We start from the raw sequence: 7,802 nt of genomic DNA, 5'->3' as shown, positions 1-7,802 counted from the left end.
GCCCAAGGTCCCCCGGCCGACCCACTCTGAGCACCCGTCAACCACCTTCGGTCCGCGCAGATGGTCGACCCGTGCACAACGTCGTACCGGCACACCTTGAGCACGCATCAACCACCCGCCGCCCGCCGAAACGGTCGAACCGTGCCCAAGGTCCCCCGGCCGACCCACCTTGAGCACCCATCAACCACCTTCGGTCCGCGCAGATGGTCGACCCGTGCACAACGTCGTACCGGCACACCTTGAGCACGCATCAACCACCTGCCGCCCGCCGAAACGGTCGAACGGTGCCCAAGGTCGCGCGGCCGGCGCACCTTGGGCACGCATCGACCACATTCGGGCCGCGGAGATGGTTGAACCGGGCTCAACGTCGTACCGGCTCGGGGCCGAGCGCGGTGCATCCCGGTGCGGTATGGTTTTGGTATGAGCAAGCAGATTACGGTGCGGTTGCCGGATGAGCTGGTCGACTTCATGGACCAACTGGTGGCGACGGACAAGGCGACGAGCCGGGCCTCGGTGGTGGCCCGGGCGATGGAGCGTGAGCGGCGGCGGGAGCTGGCTGCGCGCGACCTGGCGATTCTGGCCGAGTACGGCGATTATCCGGAGTTCGAGGGGATGGCGCCGGCTGCGGCCGGGACCGCGTTGAGCGATCTCGACTGAGATGCGACCGCTGCACATCGCCCGGCTGGACAAGCCGCGGCCGGTGGTCGTGCTGACCCGCGAGCTGATCCGCCCGCGGCTGACGAACGTGACGGTCGCACCGATCACCAGCACGATCCGAGGGCTGTCCACCGAGGTCCTGGTCGGCCCGCAGAACGGGCTCGAGCACGCGAGCGCGATCTCCTGCGACAACATCCAGACCATCCCGAAGGCCCACCTCGGCCGCCTGATCGGCTATCTGCACCCCGACCAGGAACCAGCCCTCGCCGAAGCCATCAGCCTCGCCTTCGACCTGGAAATCTAGTGACCTCGAGATCTAACGTCCGAAAAACCGGAGACCCGCCCTCCGATCGTTCGGACGTTGGCTACGGACAGCGGACAACGTCCGAAGAACCGGAGACGGGCCCTCCGGTCGTTCGGACGTTAGGAGTCAGCCGAGTTTGGTGACGTCGCGGACGGCGCCCTTGTCGGCGCTGGTGGCCATGGCTGCGTAGGCGCGAAGGGCTTGGGAGACCTTGCGTTCGCGGGCGCGCGGGGCGTAGACGCCGTTCAACGCGGTACGGCGGGTGTCCAGCTCGGCGTCGTCGACCAGGAGCTCGATCGAGCGGTTCGGGATGTCGATCCGGATCTGGTCGCCGTCCTGGACGAGCGCGATCGTGCCACCCGAGGCGGCCTCCGGGGAGGCGTGCCCGATCGACAGGCCCGACGTACCGCCGGAGAAGCGGCCGTCCGTCACCAAGGCGCAGACCTTGCCCAGGCCGCGGCCCTTCAGGAACGAGGTCGGGTACAGCATCTCCTGCATGCCGGGCCCACCCTTCGGGCCCTCGTAGCGGATCACCACGACATCACCCGGCTGGACCTTCTTGGCCAGGATCTTGTCGACCGCCTCCTCCTGCGACTCGCACACGACCGCAGGCCCCTGGAAGGTCCAGATCGACTCGTCCACGCCAGCCGTCTTCACGACACAGCCGTCGACGGCCAGGTTGCCCTTGAGCACCGCCAGCCCGCCATCGGCAGAGTAGGCGTGCGCCAGGTCGCGGATGCAGCCGCCGGCCGCGTCGGTGTCGAGCGTCTCCCACCGCTCCGACTGCGAGAACGCCGTCGCCGACCGCACGCAGCCCGGCGCCGCGTGCCACAACTCGACGGCCTCGGCCGACGGTGAACCGCTCCGGACGTCCCAGTTCTTCAGCCAGTCGCCGATCGAGGCGCTGTGCACGGTGTGGATGTCCTCGTTCAGCAGGCCGGCCCGGTACAGCTCCCCCAGGATGGCTGGGATGCCACCGGCGCGGTGCACGTCCTCCATGTAGTACGTGCCGCCAGGTGCGACGTTCGGCGCGACCTTCGCCAGGCACGGCACCTTGCGCGAGACCGCGTTGATGTCGTCCAGGTCGAAGTCGACCTCGGCCTCCTGGGCCGCGGCCAACAGGTGCAGGATCGTGTTGGTCGAGCCACCCATCGCGATGTCGAGCGCCATCGCGTTCTCGAACGCGGCGCGGGAGGCGACGGTCCGCGGCAGCACGGTCTCGTCGTCGGTTTCGTAGTACCGCTTGGTGATCTCGACGACCGTGCGGCCCGCGTTCTCGTACAGGGCCTTGCGGGCGGTGTGGGTGGCCAGCACCGAGCCGTTGCCGGGGAGGGACAGGCCGATCGCCTCGGTCAGGCAGTTCATCGAGTTCGCGGTGAACATACCCGAGCACGAACCGCAGGTCGGGCAGGCGTTCTCCTCGATCCGCTGGATGTCGGCGTCGGAGACGTTCTCGTTGACCGCCTCGGACATCGCGTCGATCAGGTCCAGCTTGCGCACGGTCCCGTCGACCAGCGTCGCCCGGCCGGCCTCCATCGGGCCACCGGAGACGAACACGGTCGGGATGTTCAGGCGCAGGGCGGCCATCAGCATGCCCGGGGTGATCTTGTCGCAGTTCGAGATGCAGACCAGCGCGTCCGCGCAATGCGCCTCGACCATGTACTCGACGGAGTCCGCGATCAGGTCCCGCGAGGGCAGGCTGTAGAGCATGCCGCCGTGACCCATCGCGATGCCGTCGTCGACCGCGATCGTGTTGAACTCACGTGCGATCCCGCCGGCCTGCTTGATCGCCTCGGACACGATCCGGCCGACGGGGGCCAGGTGCGTGTGCCCGGGAACGAACTCGGTGAAGCTGTTCGCGACCGCGATAATCGGCTTCCCGAAGTCTCCACGGTCGACGCCGGAGGCCATCATGAGGGCGCGTGCGCCCGCCATGTTGCGGCCGTGGGTGACGGTACGGGACCTCAGATCAGGCACGACAATCTCCAGAACTAGAGCCGGAACGACTCCGTCCATGGTGCCACCCCCGTCCCGAATGCCGAAACACCGGTCCCGAATGACGGATCTGGCCCGGCCCGGGCAGTGCGCGGCGACTTCGGGCGGATGGTTCTTGTCGGTGGGCCGATCTAGCCTGGGTGACATGGTCGGGGTCACGCTTGTTCAGCGCGCGGTGCACCCTGCCCTGCGCCCGTTCGTCGGCGACCTGACCGGCTGGGCGTACGACGGCGATCCGCCGGAGCTGCATCGCGGATTGCCCTCGCAGTATCTGACGCTCGTCATCACCCTGGACGAGCCGCTCGGTATCGCCTGGCCGGACGGCTCGGCGGGGAAGTACGACGCCAGTCTCAGCGGGCTGCATTCACGCGCGGTCCACGTCGGCGGCTCACCCAGCCGAGCGGGCGTCCAACTGGCACTGACTCCGGCCGGATCGCGGGCGCTCTTCGGGCTTCCGTCGGGTGAGCTTGCCTGGCAGGCGGTCGAGCTCGACGAGTTCCTCGGGCCGTCGGCACACCGGCTGGTGGATCAGCTCCGGGAGGCCGACGGCTGGGCCGAGCGGTTCGACCGGATCGAGCAGGCGCTGTTACGGCGATGGTCGGCTCCCCCGAGTCACGCCGTACGGGCTGAGGTTGGTTGGGCCTGGCGGCGGTTGCGGGAGACGCGTGGCGCGGTCGGGGTGCAAGAGCTCGCGGCCGAGGTCGGGTGGAGCCGGCGGCATCTGACCGATCGATTCACCACCGAGTTCGGGCTGGCGCCGAAGGTGGCGGGGCGGGTGCTGCGCTTCGAGCAGGCGGTGGCCCGGTTGCGGCAGCATCCGGGGATCCGGCTGGCCGACCTGGCCGCCGAGGTCGGGTACGCCGATCAGGCGCATCTGACCCGGGAGTGGCAGGCGATCGCCGGGTGCTCACCGCGGCAGTGGATCGCGGAGGAGCTCCCAAACGTACAAGACTCCGAGCTGCTGATGACGGCAGAGTCAGGGGCATGACCTCAATGACTAAGACAGTCGGCGTCTGGCCGACACTGGTGTATCTGGACGGCGGAGCCGCGCTGCAGTTCCTGACCAAGGGACTCGGCTTCGAGCTGGTCGCGTCGTACGCGGGTGCGGCCGAAGGGTCGGTCGCCCATGCCGAGCTGACCTGGCCGGCCGGCGGCGGTGTGATGGTGAGTTCGACGGACGCGCAGTCCGAGCCGAACGAGTTCACCCTGCTCGCGGACCAGGCCCAGTCCGTGTATCTCGTGCACGACGATCCGGACGCGTTGATCGGACGAGCGATCGGAGCCGGAGCGGTCGTCGTACGGGGTCTGCAGGACAGTGACTTCGGATCCCGGGGCTTCACCGTCCGCGATCCGGAAGGAAATCTGTGGAGTGTCGGAACTTATGCGGGCGAATAAGGGGTTTCCGGCGATTCGGGGTTGGCGAGCTGCCTAGAATCGCGGGGTGACGGAAACAGCTGACGCTCTGCCCAGTGAAGCTTTGGACGTGCTGCGTCGTGTCTTCGGGTACGACGCTTTCCGTGGCGAGCAGGGCGACATCATCGACACGGTGATCGGCGGCGGTGACGCGCTGGTGCTGATGCCGACCGGCGGCGGCAAGTCGTTGTGCTACCAGATTCCGTCGCTGGTGCGATCGGGTGTCGGGGTGGTGATCTCACCGCTGATCGCGCTGATGCAGGACCAGGTCGACGCGTTGACGGCGCTCGGTGTCCGGGCCGGCTTCCTGAACTCGACGCAGGATTACGAGCAGCGGCGTGAGGTCGAGCAGGCGTTCCTGGCCGGTGAGCTGGATCTGCTCTACCTCGCGCCGGAGCGGCTGCGGGTCGAGGCGACCGTGCGGCTGCTCGACCAGGGCAAGATCGCGCTGTTCGCGATCGACGAGGCGCACTGTGTGTCTCAGTGGGGGCACGACTTCCGGCCCGACTACCTGATGCTGTCGGAGCTGCACGAGCGCTGGCCCGACGTGCCGCGGATCGCGCTGACCGCCACCGCGACCGAGGCGACCCATCAGGAGATCGCCACCCGGCTGAATCTGACGGATGCGAAGCACTTCGTCGCGAGCTTCGACCGGCCGAACATCCACTACCGGATCGTGCCGAAGGACAACCCGCAGCGGCAGCTGATCGACCTGCTGCGCACCGAGCACCCCGGCGACGCGGGCATCGTCTACTGCCTGTCCCGCAACAGCGTCGAGAAGACCGCCGCCTTCCTCACGCAGAACGGGATCGAGGCCGTTCCGTACCACGCCGGTCTCGACAGCCGGGTCCGCGCTCGTAACCAGTCACGCTTCCTGCGTGAGGACGGGCTGGTCGTGGTCGCGACGATCGCGTTCGGGATGGGGATCGACAAACCGGACGTCCGGTTCGTGGCGCACCTCGATCTGCCGAAGTCGGTCGAGGGCTACTACCAGGAGACCGGCCGCGCGGGGCGTGACGGGCTGCCGTCGACCGCCTGGCTGGCCTACGGTCTGCAGGACGTCGTCCAGCAGCGCAAGATGATCGACACCTCCGAGGGCGACCTCGCGCACCGGCGCCGCCTCAGCGCGCACCTCGACGCGATGCTCGCCTTGTGCGAGACCGTGCAGTGCCGCCGCTCTCAGCTCCTCGCCTACTTCGGTCAGCACGGCGATGCCTGCGGCAACTGCGACACCTGCAACACCCCGCCGGAGTCGTGGGACGGCACGATCCCCGCGCAGAAGCTGCTCTCGACCGTCTACCGGCTGCAGCACGAGCGGGGGCAGAAGTTCGGCGCCGGCCAGCTGATCGACATCCTGCTCGGCAAAGAGACCGACAAGGTCAGACAGTTCCGCCACCACGAGCTGTCCGTCTTCGGTATCGGCACCGAGCTCAAGGACACCGAGTGGCGCGGCGTCATCCGCCAGCTCCTCGCACTTCGCCTGCTCACCGTTGAAGGCGACTACGGCACCCTCGTCCTCACCGAGGACAGCGCCGAGGTCCTCGGCCGCCGCCGCGACGTGATGATGCGCCGCGAACCGGAACGCACCAAGTCGAAGTCCCGCTCCAGCAGCGGCAAGAAGGCACCAGCCGCCGACCTCCCGGCCGAGCTGGTTCCGGTCTTCGAGCGCCTCCGCGCCTGGCGCGCCGCCGTCGCCAAGGAACAAGGCGTCCCCGCCTACGTGATCTTCCACGACGCCACCCTCCGCCAGATCGCCATCGACCTGCCGACGTCGCTGTCCGCCCTCGGCACCATCAGCGGCATCGGTGAGAACAAACTCGCCAAGTACGGCGAAGGAGTTCTGGAGGCGCTTGCCGAGGAGTAGGTGTCGATTCTGCGTGCTGTTGTTCGACGCGTAGTCGAACGCTCGGAAAGGAGCACGCACATGTCCTCATCGGTGTTGTTGATGTCGATGTCGCTCGACGGCTACATCGCGGGCCCGAACGACGTACCGGGGAATCCTGGTGGCGACGGGTTCATGCGGTTGCACGACTGGTACCAGCAGGCGGACGGGTCGTTCGGTCGGCCGGTTGGACCGGAGGGTTCGATCTGGGACGAGCTGCACGACACCGGCGCGGTGTTCGTCGGGCGTCGTACGGCGGAGCAGGTGGACTACTACGGCGGCACGCATCACGGCGTACCGCTGTTCGTGTTGACCCGCCGTGAACCGGACCCGCTGTTCCCGCAGGTCCACTTCGTGACCGACGTCGCCGAAGGAATGGCCGCGGCGAAGGCTGCGGCCGGCGATCGGGACGTCCTGGTGCACGGCGCTTCGGCAGCGCGCGCTGCTCTGGAGGCCGGGGTGCTCGACGAGCTGCAGATCGATCAGGTGCCGGTGCTGCTCGGTGCGGGCCGCCGGCTGTTCGACGTACTGCCTGAGCGCATCGAGCTGGAGATTGCCCGGGTCATCGACACTCCGGCGGCGACCCACCTCCGGTACCGCGTCGTCAGGTGAGCAACGGTTTCAGCGCGGCGAGGAACTGGGTCATCGTGGTGTCGATGTGCTTGTTGCCATCGGCAAGCAGTATGGCGACGGAGATGTTGCTGCCGACGACCAGCAGGCTGGTGTGGCCGGGCATCTCACCGCGATGGCCGTAAGACGGCAGCAGCGGCGGGAACTGGTGCTCGAACAGCATCGTGCCGAGGCCGTACTGGCCCATGTTGGGCGTCAGCTGGTCGACCAGCTCCTGCGGAATGACGTGGCCGTAGTACAGCTGGTATCCCCAGAGGGCGACGGTCGGGGCGTCGGCGGCGAGCCCGGCGTTCGCGGCGGACAGGCTGGCGATAGCTCGGCACGGAAGGTAACCGTCCGGCGGACCGCAGACCGGATTGGTGTCCTCGGCCAACGGCGGTTGCGGCTTCTCGCCGTCCTGGAAGGCCGCGTGCTTCAGGCCGGCCGGTTTGGCGAGGTCGCGGCGCAGGACGGTCGCGAGCGGTTGACCGGTGACCTTTTCGATCAGCAGGCCGAGCAACTGGAAGTTGGGGTTGCTGTAGCTGAATGTTCCGGGCGCGCCGACAGGTGCGGTGGTGTAGGCGAGCGCCTGCTCCGGCGTCCAGTGCTTGGCCGGCGCGGCCTTGATCGCCTGGTCCATCCGGCCGTAGTCGTCAGGCAGGTAGTTCGGCACCCCCGACGCCATCATCAGGTGCTGCCGTACGGTCGCGCCGTTCTCGGTCAGCTTGTGCTTCACGTACGTCGAGATCGGCGCATCGAGGTCGACCTTGCCCGCCTTGACCAGCAGCATGATCTCGGCGGCCACGAACGTCTTCGTGATGCTCGCGACGGCCATCGCGGTCGTCGGCCGGAGCGGCGTACCGACAGCGTCCTGACCGGACGCCCCCGACCACACCCACCGCTCCCCGACCACCGCGGCCGTCACACCCCGAGCCCCCGACT

General features: G+C 68.1%; 8 protein-coding genes. 6 read left to right on the top strand and 2 right to left on the bottom strand.

Annotated features, from left to right (window positions below; genetic code table 11):
• The first annotated feature begins 420 nt into the window (after positions 1–420).
• Both E1261_RS41315 and E1261_RS41310 read left to right on the top strand, forming a co-directional pair.
• Entirely contained in the window at positions 421–657 is a 237-nt protein-coding gene (locus tag E1261_RS41315; RefSeq protein ID WP_132415221.1) for a ribbon-helix-helix domain-containing protein, read from the top strand.
• 1 nt (position 658) lies between these two features.
• Positions 659–961: a type II toxin-antitoxin system PemK/MazF family toxin gene (locus E1261_RS41310; RefSeq protein ID WP_132415220.1), complete on the top strand. Its 303-nt coding sequence runs from the start codon at positions 659–661 to the stop codon at positions 959–961.
• 126 nt (positions 962–1,087) lie between these two features.
• On the opposite strand, the gene ilvD is transcribed toward E1261_RS41310, so the two are convergent.
• Positions 1,088–2,938, bottom strand: coding sequence for a dihydroxy-acid dehydratase (gene ilvD, locus E1261_RS41305; RefSeq protein WP_132415219.1), 1,851 nt, complete (start codon positions 2,936–2,938; stop codon positions 1,088–1,090).
• A gap of 163 nt (positions 2,939–3,101) precedes the next feature.
• On the opposite strand from ilvD, the gene E1261_RS41300 reads away from it, so the two are divergent.
• From E1261_RS41300 to E1261_RS41285, 4 genes are read left to right on the top strand one after another with little or no spacing between them, the layout of a single operon-like run.
• Positions 3,102–3,944, top strand: a complete 843-nt coding sequence (locus E1261_RS41300) for a helix-turn-helix domain-containing protein (RefSeq protein WP_132415218.1) — start codon at positions 3,102–3,104, stop codon at positions 3,942–3,944.
• A complete protein-coding gene (locus E1261_RS41295; protein WP_132415217.1) occupies positions 3,941–4,351 on the top strand; it encodes a VOC family protein in 411 nt (136 codons plus the stop codon). The genes E1261_RS41300 and E1261_RS41295 overlap by 4 nt, the downstream gene beginning before the upstream one ends.
• Before the next feature lie 46 nt (positions 4,352–4,397).
• Positions 4,398–6,233 carry a DNA helicase RecQ gene (gene recQ / locus E1261_RS41290; RefSeq protein WP_132415216.1) on the top strand — a complete coding sequence of 612 codons (1,836 nt, stop codon included), beginning with the start codon at positions 4,398–4,400 and terminating at the stop codon, positions 6,231–6,233.
• 60 nt (positions 6,234–6,293) lie between these two features.
• The gene (locus tag E1261_RS41285; RefSeq protein WP_132415215.1) at positions 6,294–6,863 is read left to right on the top strand and encodes a dihydrofolate reductase family protein; all 570 of its coding nucleotides are present in this window, start codon (positions 6,294–6,296) and stop codon (positions 6,861–6,863) included.
• On the opposite strand, the gene E1261_RS41280 is transcribed toward E1261_RS41285, so the two are convergent.
• Positions 6,856–7,802, bottom strand: a 947-nt coding sequence (locus E1261_RS41280; protein WP_132415214.1) for a serine hydrolase domain-containing protein, incomplete at its 5' end; no start/stop codon positions are given. The two genes, E1261_RS41285 and E1261_RS41280, sit on opposite strands and share 8 nt — an antisense overlap.

Origin of the sequence: Kribbella albertanoniae (genome assembly GCF_004348455.1) — a bacterium.
Lineage (GTDB): Bacteria > Actinomycetota > Actinomycetes > Propionibacteriales > Kribbellaceae > Kribbella > Kribbella albertanoniae.
This window is presented reverse-complemented; position numbering and strand designations above follow the sequence as displayed.

What these genes read in the sequence shown, in the direction of transcription:
- E1261_RS41315 (WP_132415221.1), top strand. Translation starts at nt 421, where the DNA reads ATGAGCAAGCAGATTACGGTGCGGTTGCCGGATGAGCTGGTCGACTTC.
- E1261_RS41310 (WP_132415220.1), top strand. Translation starts at nt 659, where the DNA reads ATGCGACCGCTGCACATCGCCCGGCTGGACAAGCCGCGGCCGGTGGTC.
- E1261_RS41300 (WP_132415218.1), top strand. Translation starts at nt 3,102, where the DNA reads ATGGTCGGGGTCACGCTTGTTCAGCGCGCGGTGCACCCTGCCCTGCGC.
- E1261_RS41295 (WP_132415217.1), top strand. Translation starts at nt 3,941, where the DNA reads ATGACCTCAATGACTAAGACAGTCGGCGTCTGGCCGACACTGGTGTAT.
- E1261_RS41285 (WP_132415215.1), top strand. Translation starts at nt 6,294, where the DNA reads ATGTCCTCATCGGTGTTGTTGATGTCGATGTCGCTCGACGGCTACATC.